General features: G+C 67.8%; 18 protein-coding genes and 1 tRNA gene. 11 read left to right on the top strand and 8 right to left on the bottom strand.

The features are described from left to right. Positions 1–4: 4 nt before the first annotated feature. The 4 genes from C2R22_RS10585 (at position 5) to C2R22_RS10570 (ending at position 3,489) form a co-directional block, all read left to right on the top strand. Positions 5–892 carry a branched-chain amino acid ABC transporter permease gene (locus tag C2R22_RS10585; RefSeq protein ID WP_103425729.1) on the top strand — a complete coding sequence of 296 codons (888 nt, stop codon included), beginning with the start codon at positions 5–7 and terminating at the stop codon, positions 890–892. Continuing rightward, positions 889–1,923, top strand: a complete 1,035-nt coding sequence (locus tag C2R22_RS10580) for a branched-chain amino acid ABC transporter permease (RefSeq protein ID WP_103425728.1) — start codon at positions 889–891, stop codon at positions 1,921–1,923. The genes C2R22_RS10585 and C2R22_RS10580 overlap by 4 nt, the downstream gene beginning before the upstream one ends. A gap of 13 nt (positions 1,924–1,936) precedes the next feature. Then, positions 1,937–2,692 carry an ABC transporter ATP-binding protein gene (locus C2R22_RS10575; RefSeq protein ID WP_103425727.1) on the top strand — a complete coding sequence of 252 codons (756 nt, stop codon included), beginning with the start codon at positions 1,937–1,939 and terminating at the stop codon, positions 2,690–2,692. 92 nt (positions 2,693–2,784) lie between these two features. Next, complete coding sequence (locus C2R22_RS10570) at positions 2,785–3,489, top strand: ABC transporter ATP-binding protein (RefSeq protein ID WP_103425726.1); 705 nt, start codon at positions 2,785–2,787, stop codon at positions 3,487–3,489. Between the two features lie 37 nt (positions 3,490–3,526). Here C2R22_RS10570 and leuS read toward each other — a convergent pair whose 3' ends face one another. Beyond that, a complete protein-coding gene (gene leuS, locus C2R22_RS10565) occupies positions 3,527–6,226 on the bottom strand; it encodes a leucine--tRNA ligase (RefSeq protein ID WP_103425725.1) in 2,700 nt (899 codons plus the stop codon). Positions 6,227–6,647: 421 nt separating this feature from the next. Between leuS and C2R22_RS10560 the strand changes: the two genes are divergently transcribed. Further along, a complete protein-coding gene (locus C2R22_RS10560) occupies positions 6,648–7,346 on the top strand; it encodes an HNH endonuclease (RefSeq protein ID WP_103425724.1) in 699 nt (232 codons plus the stop codon). A gap of 11 nt (positions 7,347–7,357) precedes the next feature. Here the strand turns inward: C2R22_RS10560 and C2R22_RS10555 are convergent, their stop codons facing one another. Next, positions 7,358–8,059: an HAD family hydrolase gene (locus tag C2R22_RS10555; protein WP_103425723.1), complete on the bottom strand. Its 702-nt coding sequence runs from the start codon at positions 8,057–8,059 to the stop codon at positions 7,358–7,360. 102 nt (positions 8,060–8,161) lie between these two features. On the opposite strand from C2R22_RS10555, the gene C2R22_RS10550 reads away from it, so the two are divergent. Beyond that, positions 8,162–8,836, top strand: coding sequence for a DUF7344 domain-containing protein (locus C2R22_RS10550; protein ID WP_449329037.1), 675 nt, complete (start codon positions 8,162–8,164; stop codon positions 8,834–8,836). 14 nt (positions 8,837–8,850) lie between these two features. Here the strand turns inward: C2R22_RS10550 and C2R22_RS10545 are convergent, their stop codons facing one another. After that, positions 8,851–10,029: a thiolase family protein gene (locus C2R22_RS10545; RefSeq protein ID WP_103425721.1), complete on the bottom strand. Its 1,179-nt coding sequence runs from the start codon at positions 10,027–10,029 to the stop codon at positions 8,851–8,853. 190 nt (positions 10,030–10,219) lie between these two features. Here C2R22_RS10545 and C2R22_RS10540 point away from each other — a divergent pair, with 190 nt between their 5' ends. From C2R22_RS10540 to queC, 3 genes are read left to right on the top strand one after another with little or no spacing between them, the layout of a single operon-like run. Continuing rightward, positions 10,220–10,678, top strand: a complete 459-nt coding sequence (locus C2R22_RS10540) for a 6-pyruvoyl trahydropterin synthase family protein (RefSeq protein ID WP_103425720.1) — start codon at positions 10,220–10,222, stop codon at positions 10,676–10,678. Further along, positions 10,678–11,463: a 7-carboxy-7-deazaguanine synthase QueE gene (locus tag C2R22_RS10535; RefSeq protein ID WP_103425719.1), complete on the top strand. Its 786-nt coding sequence runs from the start codon at positions 10,678–10,680 to the stop codon at positions 11,461–11,463. The genes C2R22_RS10540 and C2R22_RS10535 overlap by 1 nt, the downstream gene beginning before the upstream one ends. Before the next feature lie 34 nt (positions 11,464–11,497). After that, positions 11,498–12,187: a 7-cyano-7-deazaguanine synthase QueC gene (gene queC, locus C2R22_RS10530; RefSeq protein WP_103425718.1), complete on the top strand. Its 690-nt coding sequence runs from the start codon at positions 11,498–11,500 to the stop codon at positions 12,185–12,187. A gap of 184 nt (positions 12,188–12,371) precedes the next feature. On the opposite strand, the gene C2R22_RS10525 is transcribed toward queC, so the two are convergent. Beyond that, a tRNA-Glu gene (locus C2R22_RS10525) sits at positions 12,372–12,446 on the bottom strand. 130 nt (positions 12,447–12,576) lie between these two features. Here C2R22_RS10525 and C2R22_RS10520 point away from each other — a divergent pair. Beyond that, entirely contained in the window at positions 12,577–13,311 is a 735-nt protein-coding gene (locus C2R22_RS10520; protein WP_103425717.1) for an SDR family oxidoreductase, read from the top strand. 2 nt (positions 13,312–13,313) lie between these two features. Here the strand turns inward: C2R22_RS10520 and C2R22_RS10515 are convergent, their stop codons facing one another. The 4 genes from C2R22_RS10515 to C2R22_RS10500 all read right to left on the bottom strand — a co-directional run bounded on the left by C2R22_RS10515 (position 13,314) and on the right by C2R22_RS10500 (position 15,640). Then, positions 13,314–13,565 carry a hypothetical protein gene (locus tag C2R22_RS10515; RefSeq protein ID WP_103425716.1) on the bottom strand — a complete coding sequence of 84 codons (252 nt, stop codon included), beginning with the start codon at positions 13,563–13,565 and terminating at the stop codon, positions 13,314–13,316. A 167-nt stretch (positions 13,566–13,732) separates the two neighbouring features. Beyond that, entirely contained in the window at positions 13,733–14,578 is an 846-nt protein-coding gene (locus C2R22_RS10510) for an MOSC domain-containing protein (RefSeq protein WP_103425715.1), read from the bottom strand. Positions 14,579–14,582: 4 nt separating this feature from the next. Further along, the gene (psmA, locus tag C2R22_RS10505; protein ID WP_103425714.1) at positions 14,583–15,323 is read right to left on the bottom strand and encodes an archaeal proteasome endopeptidase complex subunit alpha; all 741 of its coding nucleotides are present in this window, start codon (positions 15,321–15,323) and stop codon (positions 14,583–14,585) included. A 128-nt stretch (positions 15,324–15,451) separates the two neighbouring features. Further along, a complete protein-coding gene (locus C2R22_RS10500) occupies positions 15,452–15,640 on the bottom strand; it encodes an HVO_2922 family protein (protein ID WP_103425713.1) in 189 nt (62 codons plus the stop codon). A 176-nt stretch (positions 15,641–15,816) separates the two neighbouring features. Between C2R22_RS10500 and sufB the strand changes: the two genes are divergently transcribed. Next, positions 15,817–17,250: a Fe-S cluster assembly protein SufB gene (gene sufB / locus C2R22_RS10495; protein ID WP_103425712.1), complete on the top strand. Its 1,434-nt coding sequence runs from the start codon at positions 15,817–15,819 to the stop codon at positions 17,248–17,250. Positions 17,251–17,412: the final 162 nt, after the last annotated feature.

Raw genomic sequence — 17,412 nt, 5'->3', positions numbered from 1 at the left:
ATAAATGGCTCTCCCTCTCGTTCAGGAACTCATCTTCGGCCTGGTTCTCGGCTCGTTCATCGCGCTGGGAGCTATCGGCTTCACCCTGGTGTACGGCCTGGTGAACATGATCAACTTCGCCCACGGCGAGTTCGTCACGGTCGGAGCGTACGTCGGACTCATCGCCGCGCAGTTCCTCGGGCTCCCCTTCGCCGTCGCCGTCGTCGCCGCGCTCGCGGTCACCGCCGTCTTCGGCTGGGGCGTCGCGCAGGTGACGTTCGAGCCGCTGAACGACGCCGGGGCGGTCCCGCTGCTTTTGACCTCCATCGGCGTCGGGCTCATCCTCCGGAACGGGATTCGGCTGGCCGCGGGTGCGAGCCCGCAGTACATCGACACGACCCGGCCGACCCCTTACCGGTTCGAAGAGCTTGGCTTCTTCTTCACCGACCAGCAGGTGTTCATCGTCGCCATCACCGTCGTGGCAGTCGTCGCGCTCCACCTCTTCTTGAACCGGACGATGATCGGCGTGGCGATGCGAGCGACCTCCGACAACGAGGACCTGGCGCTCGTGACCGGTATCGACACGCGCCGCGTCCGCCACGTCGTCTGGCTCATCGCCTCGGCCTTCGCGGGCGTCGCGGGCATCCTCCTGGCCGTGAGCCGGTCGGCGAACCCGTCGCTCGGCTTCGGACAGCTCCTCTTGGTGTTGACCGCGGCCATCCTCGGCGGCGCCGGGAGCCCCTACGGGGCGGTCGTCGGCTCGTACATCCTCGGCATCGGCATCTCCCTCGCCATCGCCTTCCTCCCCACCGGCGTCTCCGAGTTCGGGACGACCATGGCGTTCGTCGTGCTCATCGTCGTCTTACTCGTTCGCCCCGGCGGCATCGTCAACCAGGAGGTCCGCCACTCGTGAGCGTTCTCGACGACCTCCCAGTGGACGCGGCCCGCGCCGGCGTCGTCCTCGTCGTGCTCGCCGTCGCGTTCCTCCTGAGCCCGTTCTTCATCGCGCCGCCGCGCGCGACGCTGTTGTTCTTCGAGGTCGGCATCATTTTCCTGGCGTACGTCCTCATCCTCGTCGGGGTGAACCTCCAGTTCGGCCACGCCGGCCTGGTCAACTTCGGTCCCGTCGCCTTCTTCGCCGTCGGCGGCTACACCGCGGCGATGATGACCGCCGACGGTCCGTTCGAGGGAATCGGCCTCGGCTTCCCGTGGCCCGTCGGACTCGTCGCCGGCGTCGTCGCCGCGGTGGCGCTCGGCGCGGTCCTCGGCGTCTCGACGCTCCGCCTCCGCGACGACTTCCTCGCCATCGTCACGCTCGCAGTCGCCGAAATCGTCCACGGCCTCGTCGGGACGTTCCAGTCCGTCACCGGCGGGAGCCTCGGCCTCGGAAACGTCCCACGTCCGTTCGCGGCGCTCACCAGCGACGGCGCACCCAACCTCTTCGCGACGGCGTTCCTGTTCGGCTCGCTGGCGCTTCTCGCCTACGGCGTGTTCCACCGGCTCGCCGAATCGCCGTACGGTCGCGTCCTCCACGCCATCCGCGCGGACGAGCAGGTCACCGAGACCCTCGGCAAGGACGTCTTCCGGTACAAACTGGTCGTCTTCGTCTACGGCGCCGCCCTCGCGGGCTTCGCGGGTGCGATGTTCGCCTTCCACCTGGGCGCGGTCTCGCCGGGCTTTTTCACCATCAACGTGACCGTCCTGGTCTGGATCGGCATGCTCATCGGCGGCGCGGCCAGCGACCGCGGCGTCATCGGCGGACTCGCCATCATCATGAGCTTCCAGCTCCTGACCCGCTTCCTGAACGACCAGATTCCGGCCGTCACCGCCGACCAGTTCGCCTCCATCCGTCTCATCCTCGTCGGTCTCCTGCTCGTGCTCATCGTCCGCTACCGACCCGAGGGCATCTGGGGCGACCCGAAGGAACTGGGGGTGGAGCGATGACGGAGGTGTCTCGATGACGCTCCTCGACGTCGCGGACCTCCGGCGGTCGTTCGGTTCGATCCGCGCGCTCGACGGCGCGAGCTTCACGGTCGAACGCGGCGAACTCGTCGGGGTGATCGGACCCAACGGCGCGGGGAAGACGACGCTGTTCAACTGCGTCTCGGGGGTCCTCGAGAGCGACGCCGGGACCGTCCGATTCGACGGCGAGGACGTCACGGACGTGGCCCCGTACGAACTCCCCCGCCGCGGGATGGTCCGGACGTTCCAGCAGACGCGGGAGTTTTCGACCATGTCGGTCGGCGCGAACATGCTGCTGCCGACGCCCGATCACCCCGGAGAGCGCGCCTACCACGCGGTGTTCCGGACCGACGCGGCGGCCGACCGCGAGCGGGCCGCACGCGACCAGGCGGAGGAACTGCTGGCGGTTTTCGACCTCGACACGATGGTCGACGAGTACGCGGGCTCGCTCTCCGGCGGTCAGCGGAAGCTGCTCGAACTCGCGCGGGCGCTGATGCTCGACCCGGACCTCCTGCTCCTCGACGAACCGTTCGCGGGCGTCAACCCGACGCTCACCCGCGACATCGCGGCCCACATCGAGGCGCTCAACGACGACGGGCTGACGCTGCTCATCATCGAACACGAACTCGAAACGCTCACCGACCTGGTCGACCGGCTCATCGTCATGACGAACGGCAGCGTCCTCACGACCGGCACGCCCGAAGAGATACTCGAAGACCAGCGCGTCATCGACGCGTACCTCGGAAACTGAACCAGTGAAACTTCGAAACACGAACCCATGACCGAACCGACGGCTAAGCCGACGACGGAGCGAGCGATTTCGAACGCTGGCGGTGGCTCTCGATGACGCTCCTCGCCGTCGACGACCTCGACGCGGGGTACGGCGACTTACAGATCCTCCACGGCGTCGACCTCGCTGTCGACGACGGGGAGTACGTCGCCATCGTCGGCCCGAACGGCGCCGGCAAGTCGACCGCGATGAAGACGGTCGTCGGGCTGACGACGTACATGGACGGGCGCATCGCCTTCGAGGGGCAGGACATCGCGGGGCTCGCCACCCAGAAGATCATCGACCGCGGCATCGGCTACGTGCCGCAGACGGGCAACGTCTTCGCGACGCTCACCGTCGAGGAGAACCTCCGGCTGGGCGGATACCTCGACGGCGGGGCGTCGGACGCGGCCCTCGAACGGGTGTACGAGCAGTTCCCGGTGCTCGAAGAGCGGACGAACCAGCGCGCCGGCAACCTCTCCGGTGGGCAACAGCAGATGCTCGCGATGGGACGGGCGCTCGTCCTCGACCCCTCGCTCCTCCTCTTGGACGAACCCTCCGCCGGACTGGCGCCCGACCTGGTCACGACCATGTTCGACCACATCGACCGCATCAACGCGGCCGGGACCGCCGTCCTCATCGTCGAACAGAACGCGAAGACGGCGCTCGACCGGTGCGAACGCGGATACGTCCTCGCGCAGGGTCAGAACCGCTACGCCGACACCGGCGACGCGCTCCTGGCCGACGAGGCGGTGCGACGGGACTTCCTCGGCGGGTAGCGGCCCGCTCGATGCGCCTGCGGGTCCGTCGGCCGCCTCAGTCGATGTGGATGGCGGGCTTGTCGGGCCGCGCCTTCCGGGCGAGGGCGTCGTCGGGGTCGTCGGTCGCTCCTCGGACGACGACCTCGGCCCCGAACTCCTCCTCGAAGAGCCAGGCGGCCTGTTCGAACAGCTCTCGTTCCGTTTCGGGGTCGAGGGCGGGTTCGAGGCCCGGCTTCGCCTCGGCGACGTCGGCGGCGAACTCGGCGGCGGCCTCGCCCTTCCCGCGTATCTCCTCGTCGGCCATGATCCGCCCGACGACCGCCGCGTCGGGGTCGGCCTCGCGGGCGACCTGGTACGCGCGGTACTTCCACTCCTGGGCGACCACGAGTTCGATCCGCTCCGGGGCGTCGATGCCGACGACGTCGGTGATGCCGCGGACGTCTTCGAGCGTTCGCCGGATCAGTTCCCGCTCGATGCGGTAGTCGGGGACCGCCTGGAGCGGTTCGGGCCAGCGCGCCTCCGCCACTACCCCTTCCTCGCCGAGCATGCTCCACAACTCCTCCGCGAGGAACGGCGTGATGGGCGCGATGAAGCGGGTCAGCGCCCGGAGGCCGCGTTCGTAGGGGTACTTGTACGGCGTCTGGTACGCCTGGTACCGACGGAGCAGTCGGACCAGTCCGTGAACCTCGCTCACCACGCGGTGGAAGCGGAACCGGTCGTAGTCCGCGGTGACGGCGGCGATGGTCCGGTCGAGTTCGCGTTCGAGGTAGGTGTCGTGCGGGGCGTGCTCGTCGCGGGCGGCGGTCTCGTCGCTCTCGACGTACGACCGCACTAGCCCGTAGACCTGCTGCTGGAGGTCGTACGACGTGGAGACCTTCTTGGCGGTCCACTCGAAGTCCTGTCGCGGGTGCGCCGCGCTCAGGACGAACAGCCGCGTCGTCTCCGCGCCGTACTCGTGGGGGGCGATGGCGTTGCCCTTCGACTTCGACATCTTCTGGCCGTCGTAGAGCACCGTCCCCTGATTGACGAGGCGGTCGATAGGCTCGCGGACGGCGAGGAGGCCGAGGTCACACAGCGCCCGGGTGAAGAAGCGGACGTACAGCAGGTGTAAGATGGCGTGTTCGTCGCCGCCGACGTAGACGTCGATGGGGAGGAGGTCGTTCGCCCGGTCGGTGTCGAACGGCGCCGTTTCGAGGTCCGGCGAGAGAAAGCGGAGGAAGTACCACGCGCTGTCGACGAACGTGTCCATCGTGTCCGTCTCTCGCCTCGCCTCTGCTCCGCAGTCGGGACAGGTCGTCTCGACGAACTCCTCGCTCGCGTCGAGCGGGTTGCCCGTCGTCTTGACGAACGGCGGCAGTTCGACCGGGAGGTCCTCGTCGGGGACGAGGACGTGCCCGCAGTCGTCGCAGTGGACGACCGGGATGGGCGTCCCCCAGTAGCGCTGTCGGGAGATGAGCCAGTCGCGCAGGCGGTAGGTGACGTGTTCCTCGACGGCGTCCTCGTCGAGGAGACGTTCGCGTGCGGCCGTGCTCGCGAGGCCGTCGTACTCGTCACTCGCGGTGAGCATGCCGTCCTCGGTGAAGGGCTCGTCCGGGAGGTTCGTCCCCGAGCCGTCGACCGGTTCGACCGCCTGGGTGAGCGGGAGATCGTGCGCCTCCGCGAAGGCGTGGTCGCGCTCGTTGTGCGCGGGGACGCCCATCACCGCCCCGGTTCCGACGTCGTCGAGGACGTACGCCGCGACGTATATCGGCAGGGAGTCGCCGGTGAGCGGGTGGGTCGCCCGGAGGCCGGTGTCGACGCCCGAGGTACCGTCTCCCTCCCCGCCACGAACCATGTCGACGTACTGGGCGAGGGTCTCGTCCTCGGCGACGAGTTCGCGCGTGAGGTCGTGCCCCGGCGAGAGCGCGACGAACGTCCCGCCGTACACCGTGTCCAGCCGCGTGGTGAACACGTCGACCGTGGTGTCGCGCCGCGGAACCTCGAACGTCACCGTCGCACCCTCGCGGCGGCCGATCCAGTTGCGCTGTCGTTCGCGGACGCCGTCGGACCATCCTTCCAAGTCGTCGAGGCCGTCGTGGAGTTCCTCGGCGTACTCGGTGATGCGGAAGAACCACTGGTCGAGGTCCCGCCGGCTCACCGGCGTCTCACACCGCCAGCAGACGTCGACCGTCTCCGCGGCAGCGTCGGTGTCGGAATCCCTCGCCTCGCCGGTGACGGCGATGTCGGTGGGACCGACCGCCCGTTCTTCGACCTGGGCGTCCGCGAGCACCGTCTCGCAGTCCGGACACCAGTTGACCGTCGCGGCCTTGTAGTCGACGAGACCCTCGTCGTAGAAGCGTTTGAACAGCCACTGGTTCCACCGGTAGTAGTCGGGGTCGCAGGTGGTGACCTCCCGGGACCAGTCGTAGCCGAACCCCATCGTCTCCATCTCCTCGCGCATCTGTCTGATGCACGTCTCGGTCCACGACCGGGGGTCGGTGTTGCGGTCGTAGGCGGCGTTCTCCGCCGGGAGGCCGAAGGCGTCCCACCCCATCGGGTGGAGCACGTCGTCGCCCTGCATCCGCCGGTAGCGGGCGTACGCGTCCGTGATGGTGTAGTTGCGGACGTGACCCATGTGGAGTTCGCCGGAGGTGTAGGGGAACATCCCCAGCACGTACGTCGGGTCCGGCGCGTCGCCGGCGCGGTAGACCCCTTCCCGTTCCCAGACAGACTGCCAGTACTCCTGCACCCGCCCGTGGCTGTAACCCTGAGACATGGTAGAACGATCTTAAAACCCATGCGGCACGGAGGGATATGATTGTTCGGGCGGGTGTGTCGGGGTGTGATTGAGGGAGAGGTACGGCTAAAGAAGGCGTCGAGAGCGGACAGGGACGGACATCGAGAGAGAGCGGGGGGCAGCGACTCCGCGGGACACGGACGCGGTGATGCCACTGCCTCCCCAGCCGACTTCCTTCGCTCGCTCGCTCGCTCCGCTCACGCCGCTCAGTCATCCCTCGCACGCGCGGGCCGCCGACCGGAGTCGACGGCGCCACGCGCCACCGCACCGTCCCGACCGAATCGACAATCCACACCGGCACGACGTCGGGGTCGAAGAGGGCCCTCTCCCGGATCGATACGGCCGATTGCCCTGCTGAACGCCGATAGATCCAAGATCAGCCCCCGTCTCCTCGAACCACATGTCCGAGTGGCGCGACGCGGTCCGCCGCGAACTCGAACGCTTTCGCCGCGACACCGGGTCGCCGTGCGTCTCCCGGCAGGAACTCCTCGACCAGGCGCTCCCGCGCTTCGAGCGGCAGTTCTCCGACGCGAAGACGCCCGAGCAGACGATGAGCCGCGTCCTTCAGGAACTCCGCGACCGCGACGAAATCGAGTTCGTCGACCGCGGTCTCTACGAGATTCACACGCTGTCGTACGAAGACGGTCGACCGACGTCCGACGTCGACGAGGGGAACGAGGCACCCTACCGCGCCGAGGAGTACGACACCGTCGTCGGGGCGCGGTCGCTCCCCGCGAGTTTCCGGCGGGCCGCGCTCGAACGGTACGAGCGGCGGTGTCCCGTCTCGGGCGTCGACCACGCGGCGCTGCTGGACGTCGCACACGTCCTCCCCTGGAGCGACTATCCCGCACACCGGCTGGACCCGACGAACGTCCTCGTCCTCGACCGGACCCACCACGCGGCGTTCGACCGCGGCCTGTTCACCCTCGACGCGAGCTTGACGCTCCGGACGAACCCGTCGCTCGATACTGCCTGTCGGACCCTGCGACGGACGCTTCTCGACGCCGAGGGGTCGACGGTTTCCCTCCCGTCGACTGCGACACTCGACACGTCGCACCTCACCGAGCGAAACGACTCACTCACGTGGTTCTCGGGCTGAGGGCCGTCCGCTCAGACGGTCGATGCCGAGGCGTCATCGCCGAGCACGTCCGCGAGGCCGCCCATCCGGTCGAGAACGTACGCTGGTGGGTCGACTTCGTTCCACCGCTCGTCCCACTCACCCCCGTCGGCGAACCAGGCGACGGGGATGCCTGCGCGCTGTGCGCCGACGACGTCGTGTTCGACGGAGTCGCCGACGTAGAGGGCGGAGTTCGACCGCACGTCGAGCGCGTCGAGCGCGTCCTCGAACGGGTCCGGGTAGGGTTTGCGCCGGGGCAGGTCGCCGGCGTAGACGACGACGTCGAACGCCTCCCCGATGCCGAGGGCGTCGAGTTTGACCCGCTGTCTCGACGACGGGCCGTTCGTGATCAGACCGACGGGGCCGTGCTCGCTGGCCGCGGCGAGCGCGCGCTCGGCCCCTGAGACGAACGAGACGGCGCGGTAGTCGACGGTCTCGCGGAACCCCTCCGCGAGGCGGCGGGCGTCGACGCTCACGCCGTACTGGTCGGAGACCCGCGCGAAGCCGTCGGCGAGGTAGTCGGTCGGGTCGTCCGGTGGCGGGTCGCCGTCGAGCGCCTCCCAGAGGTCGGAGGGGGTCCCGACGGGTTCGATGTCGGCACGTTCGAACGCGCCGAAGTAGATGGTCTCCGCCGACTGCTCGTGGCGACAGAGCGTGTTGTCGAGGTCGAACAGGACGGCGTCGAACGCGGGCACGGCTCACCTACGTTCGGCGCGGACAAAAGCGCAGTCGTCGCCGGCGCCGCCGCGCCACAGGTCGCCCCGTTCGGCGTGCCGGCAGACGCGGGGCATACGACTATGTGGGCGGCCCACGAACGCACGTCCGTGATGGGGGAGCCAACGAACACGGGGAGAGTCGAAGGGATCGACCAGGCTCGAAAGCGGTCCTACACGGCGTTGAGCGACGCTCGCTGCCGGCACATTCTCTCGGCACTCGACCGTGACGGGCCGATGTCCACGGAGACACTGGCCGTGACCGTCTCCGCCGACGAACGGGACGTCGCGGTCGACGCTGTCTCCGACGCCGACGTCGAGTCGGTCCTGATCGAACTGTACCACACCTGCCTCCCGCGACTGGAAGCGGCCGGACTCGTCTCACGGGACGAGGACGGCACGGTCCGGGCACGTCTCGATGGACACGAGGCCGTCCCGGACGTTCGAGCGTTCCTCGAAACCGACCGGCGTCACGCCGCGGCGTCTCTCGCTCACCTCGCCGTCCCCGAACGGCGAGCGGCACTCGTCGTTCTCGCCGGACGGAACGAACCGCTGGACCTGTCGACGCTCGTGGCAGAGATGAGGCGGCTGGACGACTTCGATTCGGGAGTCGACTCCGGGGACTCGCTCCAGGTCGCGCTCCACCACGTCCACCTCCCGCGGCTCGAAGCGGCCGGGTTCGTCCGATACGACTCCGACGCGAACGTCATCGAACCCAGGATACAGGTGGCGGACGAGCTAGCGGGCGAGACGGAGTGACCCTCCCCTGACGCTCACGCGCGCTGCCACAGCGACATGACTGCGCCGCCGCCGCCGAGGCTCATTCCGACGAGTCCGTACTCGATGTCGTCGGCGACGAACTGGTACGCCAGCGACGTCGCCAGCATCCCGCCCGACGCGCCGATGGGGTGGCCGAACGCGACGGCGCCGCCGTAGGGGTTCATCCGCTCGCGCGGAATCCCGAGCCGCTGCATCACGTAGACCGACTGCGCGGCGAACGCCTCGTTCACCCAGAACGCGCCGACGTCGTCGACCTCTACTTCGGCAGTGTCGAGTACGCGTTCGATGACGTCGCCGACGGCCTCGTTGAACTCGTCGGGCGCGCGGTAGACGAAGTCGTAGTCGACGAGTCGGGCCATCGGCTCCAGCCCCGCGTCCGCCGCGGCGTCGGCGTCGGCTACCAGGACGACCCCGGCACCGTCGGAGAGCTTCGAGGCGTTCGCGGGCGTGATGGTCCCCTCCGGTCGGAACGACGGCGAGAGCCGCGCGAGGTCGTCCATCGTCGAGTCGGGGCGCGGCCCCTCGTCGCGCTTTACGACGTCGCGTCCGGTGTCGACCGGGACCACTTCGGCGTCGAACCGCCCCTCGTCGATGGCGCGGGCGGCACGCCGGTGGCTCTCCAGCGCGTACTCGTCCTGCGCTCGTCTCGAAAGGTCGTACTCGTCGCCGAAGCGGTCGACGAGGCGCTCCGTGATCTCACCCATGTGGACGTCGAGGCTCACGTCCCAGAGCGCGTCCAGCAGCATCGAGTCCTTCAGCGTGACGTCGCCGTACCGTTTCCCGTCTCTGAGTCCGGGGAGGACCCACGGGGCACGCGTCATCGACTCGAAGCCGCCGGCAATCGCGAACGAGACCCGTCCCGAGGCGATGCGGTCCGCGGCGAGCGTGATGGCCCGCAGCCCCGACCCCGACGCCTCGTTGACCGTCGTCGTCGGCGTCGTCTCCGGGAGGACGGACTCGACGACGACCTGTCTCCCCGGCACCTGTCCGATGCCCGCCTGGATGGCGTTGCCGAGACAGACCCAGTCGACCGCCGCGGGGTTGAGGTCGATCCGTTCGGCGAGGCCGTCGACGGCGACCCGTCCGAGTTCGACGCTCTCGACGTCCGACAGCGAGCCGAGGAGGGTGCCGTGCGGGGTTCGCGCGCCGTCGACGAGGACGATATCGCTCATACCTCTACCCTCGTTGACAGACGCCATCAGTGTTGCCCGAGAGCGCGCGTCGGCGTCCCGAACGCTCTTGTCCGTCGGCTGTATCCGGCGGGTGCGAGAGCCGCCGGACGGCGTTCGGTGAGTCGGTGGGGACGAGTACGGGACGGGTCCGGATGAGCACGGTTAAGTACCGAACTGATAATCTCGGAGTATGCCCGGAAGAACACTCGAAGAACACCCCACCTCTCTCGCGTCGGATGCCGGCGAGCGGACGCTCCACGTCGGCCGCGACCGGCCGATTCGAATCAGTTCCGGCCACCGACTCCTCCACCACGACGGGAAGTGTTCGCGTCCCCACGGTCACAACTACGAGATATCGGTCACCGTGACCGGGACGCTCACCGAGGAGGGGTGGGTCGTCGACAAGGGCGACGTCACGAGCGTCGTCGACGAGTGGGACCACCGGTTCCTCCTCGAATCGGGCGACCCGCTCGTCCGAGCGTTCGAGCAGTCGGGCGACGGCGATGCCGTGGTCGTCCTCGACCACCCGCCGACGGCGGAGGTGATGGCGGTGGTCCTCGAACGGAAGTTGCTCGAACGGTTCGGCGAGAACGTCACCGACGTTTCGGTAGAAGTCGCCGAGACGAGCGAACTCTGCGCGTCGTTCTGATGCCCGTCAACACCGACGCGAGCGGGCTGGACGCCCCCGAGGAAGTCGACGAGTCGGCGCTCCCCATCAACGAGGTGTTTCACTCGCTGCAGGGCGAGGGGAGGCTGGCCGGCGTGCCGAGCACGTTCGTCCGTACCTCCGGATGCAACCTCCGGTGTTGGTTCTGCGACTCGTACCACACCTCGTGGGAACCCACTCACGGCTGGTTCGACGTGGCCGACGTGGTGGAGCAGGTGGAGACCCACGGCGGTGACCACGTCGTCGTCACCGGCGGCGAGCCGATGATCCACGACGCCGTCGCGGACCTGCTCTCGGAACTGTCGTCCAGAGGGTATCACACCACGGTCGAGACCAACGGAACGGTCTTTCGAGACACGGCAGTCGACCTCGCGTCCATCTCGCCGAAACTCGCCACCTCGACTCCGACGGCGGAGCGCCCGCCTGCGGGCGGGGACGCCGACGTCGGCGTGTGGGGGGACCGCCACGAGCGGGACCGACTCGACTACGACGCCCTCGCCTCGCTGGTCGAGGCGTACGACTTTCAGCTGAAGTTCGTCGTCACCTCCCGCGAGGACCTCGCGGAAATCGAATCGCTCGTCGACGAACTTCGAGCGGTGAGCAGCGCGCGGATTCGAGACGCCGACGTGCTGTTGATGCCCGAGGGAACGACCCCCGAGCGACTGGCGAAGACCCGCGGCCTCACGGCGGAACTGGCGCTCGAACACGGCTACCGGTACACGCCCCGGCTACACGTCGACCTCTGGAACGACGCGCCGGGGACCTGATGCGAGAGACGAACGACGGAGACACCACGACACGATGACAGAGCACGCAGTGATTCTGGTCAGCGGCGGGATGGACAGCGCGACGGCCGTCTACGAGGCGAGAGAGCGCGGGTACGAGCCCCTCTTCTTGCACACCTCCTACGGCCAGCGAACCGAGGACAAGGAGTTCGAGTCGGCCCGCACACTCGCGGACGCCGTCGGCGCCGCGGACTTCCTCCACGTCGAGACCGAACATCTCGCCCGCATCGGCGCCTCGTCGCTGACGGACGAGGACATCGACGTCGCGGACGCGGACTTCGAGAGCGACGAGATTCCGACGTCGTACGTGCCGTTCAGAAACGCGAACCTGCTGTCGATGGCGACGTCGTACGCCGAGGCACGGGGCGCGTCGGCGGTTTTTATCGGCGCACACTCGGAGGACTTCGCGGGCTACCCCGACTGCCGACCGGCGTTCTTCGAGGCGTTTCAGAACGTCATCGACGTGGGCACGAAACCCGGGACCGAAATCGGGCTCCACGCGCCGTTCGTCGAGTGGTCGAAGACCGATATCGCGAAGCGGGGGCTCGAACTCGGCGTCCCGTACGAACACACCTGGTCGTGTTACCGGGCCGAGGAACCGGCGTGTGGGACGTGTGACTCCTGTGCCTTTAGATTACAAGCGTTCCAGCGGTTGGGTGTCGAGGACCCTATCGAGTACGAAGAGCGGCCCGACTACACGGAGTGAGCGTTCGCCGCGCTTCGAGTTCTCGTGGTCGCGTCCGGGCAGTGAGGGATAGCGTCCGTTCGGACGAACGCCGAGCGAACGTCCGTATCGACCTCGCCTCTCTCGGGACTCTTGCCGAACGTGAGCAGCCAGGAGGGACTCTCGTCGGTAACTGGCTACATTCGGTGACGGCGGCAGGAAGGGATGCTCCGTCAGGGATTCGAACCCTGGTCCTTGCCGTGAGAGGGCAAGATGATTGGCCGGACTACACCAACGGAGCGCGTGACTTTGGATAACGCTGAGATACGTAAAACAGTTCCGTTTCAAGCCTGCTGTGTGCCGGTTTGACGCACAGTCGAGTCCGAGGAACCGAGACTCACGCTCAAGTAGTTCGCCCCTCCACACTCGGTATGCACGACCTCTCGACACGGTCGGTACTCGTCACGGGCGCGAGCGCGGGAATCGGTGAAGCGGCGGCGCACGCCTTCGCGGCAGAGGGCGCGTCGGTCGCGCTCGCGGCCCGCCGCGAGGAACGTCTCGAAGCGATTGCGGACGACCTCACAGCCGAGTACGGCGTCCGGACGGCGACGCTGCCGACGGACATCCGCGAGGAGGCGCAGGTCCAGCGGATGGTCGACGAGAGCGCGGACGCCTTCGGCGGGCTGGACGTGGTGGTGAACAACGCGGGACTGGGGAGAGGCTCGGACGTCGAGTCGCTCACGACCGAGGAGTACCGCCAGATGATGGCGACCAACACCGACGGCTCGTTTTTCACGACCCGGGCGGCCATCCCGCACCTCAAGGAGTCGAGGGGCAACCTACTCTTCGTCGGGAGCTTCGCGGGGCAGTACCCCCGGCGGTTCAACCCCGTCTACGCGGCGACGAAGTGGTGGCTCCGGGGCTTCGCACACAGCGTCGCCGCCGAACTGGGCGAGAGCGGCGTCGCCGTCACCGTCGTCAACCCGACCGAGGTCCGCACGGAGTTCGGGAGCGAGGACGGCGAGCCGCTCGAGGAACGCTTCGAAGCCGGCGAGGTGACCGAACCGGAGGAGATAGCCGACGCCCTCGTCTTCGCGGCCCGGCAGGACCGCTCGACGGTCCAGGAACTGGACCTCTACCGGCGCGACAAGTTCAGCGGGTTCTGACCTCAGCGGCGCTCGTCCGGCCGGCTCGGCTCGGGGTGGCGGTAGCGGTGACCGACACCGAGCGCGACGAGGTTCACCACGACTAGCGTGACGAACGCGGCGGTCTCGCCCGCTTCGAGCCCACCGAAGAGGAGCGCCAGTACGAGGAGCGGGGCGACGATGGCCACCCAGAACGCGATGGCGACGACCCCCGAGCGAGACGGTGAGCGAGGCGTCCGCCCGTGCGGACGACCGCCCTCCGTCCGGCGGTCCACGCGTGGACGACGGCCGCACGGCTCGACGGGGCCTCCGAACGATCTGACGCGCGTTCGAGCGCTCGGTCGAACACACCAGTAGGGACGACAGGGGCCGACAAAACTCACATCCGGTTCGGCGCGGGAGCCACACGACAGGGCGGTGCAACGGGCAGAACGAAACGAGTTCAGTCCCCGTCTGTCTCGTCCGCCGGGCGCGTCTCGCCGACCGAAACAGAGTCGCCGACGGACACCTTCTGCCCGCCGACGTCGGCCGCTCGGGTGTTGACCATCAGCCGGAAGGAGTGGTCGAACCAGTCGCCGCCGCTCCAGGGGGGCATCGTCGCCTCACGCCGCTCGATGAACCGCTCGCGGAATCCCGCGGTCCCCTCGCCGGTGTCGGGGTCCCGGCTCGGAACGACGCAGCGCTGACAGGGATTCACCCCGTCCAGTTCGACGTCACCGAGAGAGAAGGAGACGACGCTGTCGCGGTCGGCGAAGAGATGGTCCTCCCAGAACGGGGGAACGCCGCCGAGTTCGAGGTTCGCGCGAAGCCGACGACGCATTCCGGCCTCGTCGATGTCCTCGAACCACGACGCTACCTCCCGGATAGTCGCCGTCGAGATCAGGGTCGGCCCCGACGCCTCGGTGTCGTCGGGGAACCCGTCAACTCTGTCGTGACGGAGCGAGACGGGATACTCGAAGTACGCCGAGAGCCACTCGGAGAGCGCCTCGGCGTCCCGCGGTCGGTTCTCGTCGTCGAGCGAGAGGTCGAACGTCGTCGACTCGCGATCGGGTGCCGAGAGGTCGAGCCGCCGCGTCTCGACGTCGAACGAACTGCGGAGCCGGTGGACGGCCCGCTCGCGCTTCCCGTTGACGTACCGGCCCTCCTCGTCGACGAGCGCGTAGGTCCGGTCGTGTGCGAGCGCGCCGCCCGGGGTGAACGTCGCCCCGTCGCAGTCGACGCCGTCGAGCGACTTCACCGGGTAGACGGTGATGCGGGCGAGGTGCGGGTCTGGATCGGTGTCGGTCACTCCGCTACTCGTCTTCGCTCTCGTCGGCGTCGTCGGGTCGGACCTCCGCGAGAATCTCGTCGAGGTCCTCGGTCGGGAGCCGTCGGTATCCCTCGGCCGTGACGACGGCCACGCTCGCCTCCTCGCCGGTCAGCGAGTCGACACCTGCCAACAGGGCTTCGAGCGCGAGCGTCACCGCGTCGTCGGTCGAGAGTTCGGTGGACCAGCGCTCTTCGAGGTACTCCTGAATGTCCTCCCTGGAGCCCCCGATGGCGACCGCCTTCCACTCCTGGGGCGTGCCGGAGGGGTCCGTCGCGAACAGTCCGGGCTCGTCGCCGTCCATCCCGCCGATGAGAAGCGAAGCACCGTACGGGCGGGTGCCGCCGAACTGCGTGCTCTCTTGGATGTCGTCGGTGAGCGTCTTCGTGAGCGTTTCGAGGCCGATTGGCTCGCCGTAGCGCAGGCGGTTCACCTGACACTCCTGACGGGCGTCGTCGACGAGTTGCCGGGCGTCGGCGACGTGACCGGCGCTGGCCGCGCCGATGTGGTCGTCGAGCTTGTGGAGCTTCTCGACGCTCTCGGTCTCCATGAGCGACGAACCCGTCCGCGTCTGGGCGGCGAGGACGACGCCGTCCGACGCTCGAACGCCGACGGCGGGCGCGCCGCGCTTGACGGCTTCCCGCGCGTACTCGACCTGGTAGATGCGGCCGTCGGGCGAGAACAGCGACGTCCCCCGGTCGTACGCCTGCTGGTCGTTCCGTTTCATTACCACCCTTTCGTCGCTACGGACGGATAAAGGCTCCCGAGGCGGCCGTGGTTCCCGTCTCCGACGAGGTTTAATGTGCTCGTTGCCGCGAGAGCGTCGTCCGTTCGCGCCCGTTCACGGGCGTCGATTCACTCGTCGACGACGACCACGTCGGCACCGGGCGCGTTCTCCCTGACGCTCCGAAGCCCCTGTCGGGCTTTCTGGCGCGAGGCGTAGCCCTCGCCCGAATCGGCGATGACGTTCCCGTTGTCGTGGACGAGCCGCCAGCGGTGTTCGTCCGCGCGGTCGACGTAGAGCTCGAACGTTGCCTCGCTCATACCTCTCGGTCACGACCCGCGGACAAAAACGGTCCGGCGGGGTCGTCGTCGACACCCCGAACACCGGCTTCCCGTATCTCCAACCTCGTTCAGAAATTCTCACGACTCGTTCGATTATCAGGATACAGATACCGAATGCAGATAGGTTAATCCCCGCTCGGCGCCGAACTCTCGGTATGAGCACCCGCGAGGAGCGACACTTCAAGGAGGCTGACGCCCAGGCGCGCTTCGAGTTCAAGAAGGAACAGCGTGCGGCGTTCGTCGCCGAGAAGGGACTCACCGAGGAGACCGTGCGAGTGATCTCGGCGGACAAGGGCGAACCCGAATGGATGCTCCAGCGGCGACTCCGCGCGCTGAAGCAGTACCACGCCATGCCGATGCCGGCGGGGTGGGCGAACCAGCCCGACCTCTCCGAAGTCGACGTCGACGCCATCGTCCCGTACATCCGGCCCGACGTCGACGTGAGAGGCGGCGTCCGCGACTGGGACGACCTCCCCGAAGACATCCGCGACACGTTCGACAAACTGGGTATTCCGGAGGCCGAGCGCAACGCGCTCTCGGGAGTCGGCGCGCAGTACGAGTCCGAAATCGTCTACCAGAACATGCGCGAGGAGTGGGAGTCCCAGGGCGTGATATTCATGGACATGGACAAGGCCGTCCAGGAACACCCGGCCCTCGTCAAGCAGTACTTCATGACGAAGTGCGTTCCTCCCACCGACAACAAGTTCGCCGCGCTGCACGGCGCCATCTGGTCGGGCGGGTCGTTCGTCTACGTCCCCGAGGGGGTGACCCTCGACATGCCCATCCAGGCGTACTTCAGGATGAACTCGGCGGGGATGGGCCAGTTCGAGCACACGCTCATCGTCGCCGAGAAGGGCTCGGAGGTCCACTACATCGAGGGCTGTTCGGCCCCCAAGTACTCGGCGTTTAACCTCCACTCCGGCGGCGTCGAGGTGTTCGTCGGCGAGGACGCCCACGTCCAGTACTCGACGGTCCAGAACTGGTCGAAGAACACGTACAACCTGAACACCAAGCGCGCTATCGTCGACCGCGGCGGGAGAATGGAGTGGGTGTCGGGCTCGATGGGCTCGAAGGTCACGATGTTGTACCCCGCGACCGTCCTCAACGGACGGGGCGCCTCGGACAACCACATCACCATCGCCTTCGCCTCCCGGGGTCAGGACATCGACACCGGCGCGAAGGTGTACCACAACGCCCCCGAGACGAAATCGACCATCGTCTCGAAGTCCATCGCCCGCGAGGGCGGTCGCACGAACTACAGGGGCCTCGTCCGCATCGCCGACGGCGCCTACGATTCGTCGTGTACCGTCGAGTGTGACGCGCTGATGTTCGACAACGACTCCCTCTCGGACACGATGCCACACATCGAGATCATGGAGGACAGCGTCGACGTCGCCCACGAGGCGACCGTCGGAAAAATCGGCGACGAGGACGTCTTCTACCTCCAGTCCCGGGGACTGGGCGACGACGAGGCCAAGCAACTCATCGTCTCGGGCTTCATCGAGCCCATCACCCGTGAACTGCCCATCGAGTACGCCGTGGAACTGAACCGGCTGGTCGAACTGGAGATGGAGGGCAGTCTCGGCTGAGTCGATCGATCGATTGTCCTGCTCCGTGATTCGTCGTCAGCGCAACGAACTCCCGCGCGCGTACCGCGTAGACGTGCTCGTGACCGAGAGACAGTCGAGGCGTTGTCTGTGAGGAGCGGGTGGCGTGCAGTGCACGGACGCGGCGAAGCCACGTCCTCCCTA

Origin of the sequence: Salinigranum rubrum (genome assembly GCF_002906575.1) — an archaeon.
Lineage (GTDB): Archaea > Halobacteriota > Halobacteria > Halobacteriales > Haloferacaceae > Salinigranum > Salinigranum rubrum.
Note: the sequence above shows the minus strand (reverse complement) of the source record. Positions and strands in the feature narration are given on the sequence as shown.

Excerpts from the sequence above, each read along its gene's own strand:
- C2R22_RS10585 (WP_103425729.1), top strand. The coding sequence starts at position 5 with ATGGCTCTCCCTCTCGTTCAGGAACTCATCTTCGGCCTGGTTCTCGGC.
- C2R22_RS10575 (WP_103425727.1), top strand. The coding sequence starts at position 1,937 with ATGACGCTCCTCGACGTCGCGGACCTCCGGCGGTCGTTCGGTTCGATC.
- C2R22_RS10570 (WP_103425726.1), top strand. The coding sequence starts at position 2,785 with ATGACGCTCCTCGCCGTCGACGACCTCGACGCGGGGTACGGCGACTTA.
- leuS (WP_103425725.1), bottom strand. The coding sequence starts at position 6,226 with ATGTCTCAGGGTTACAGCCACGGGCGGGTGCAGGAGTACTGGCAGTCT.
- C2R22_RS10560 (WP_103425724.1), top strand. The coding sequence starts at position 6,648 with ATGTCCGAGTGGCGCGACGCGGTCCGCCGCGAACTCGAACGCTTTCGC.
- C2R22_RS10550 (WP_449329037.1), top strand. The coding sequence starts at position 8,162 with ATGTGGGCGGCCCACGAACGCACGTCCGTGATGGGGGAGCCAACGAAC.
- C2R22_RS10545 (WP_103425721.1), bottom strand. The coding sequence starts at position 10,029 with ATGAGCGATATCGTCCTCGTCGACGGCGCGCGAACCCCGCACGGCACC.
- C2R22_RS10540 (WP_103425720.1), top strand. The coding sequence starts at position 10,220 with ATGCCCGGAAGAACACTCGAAGAACACCCCACCTCTCTCGCGTCGGAT.
- C2R22_RS10535 (WP_103425719.1), top strand. The coding sequence starts at position 10,678 with ATGCCCGTCAACACCGACGCGAGCGGGCTGGACGCCCCCGAGGAAGTC.
- queC (WP_103425718.1), top strand. The coding sequence starts at position 11,498 with ATGACAGAGCACGCAGTGATTCTGGTCAGCGGCGGGATGGACAGCGCG.
- C2R22_RS10520 (WP_103425717.1), top strand. The coding sequence starts at position 12,577 with ATGCACGACCTCTCGACACGGTCGGTACTCGTCACGGGCGCGAGCGCG.
- psmA (WP_103425714.1), bottom strand. The coding sequence starts at position 15,323 with ATGAAACGGAACGACCAGCAGGCGTACGACCGGGGGACGTCGCTGTTC.
- C2R22_RS10500 (WP_103425713.1), bottom strand. The coding sequence starts at position 15,640 with ATGAGCGAGGCAACGTTCGAGCTCTACGTCGACCGCGCGGACGAACAC.
- sufB (WP_103425712.1), top strand. The coding sequence starts at position 15,817 with ATGAGCACCCGCGAGGAGCGACACTTCAAGGAGGCTGACGCCCAGGCG.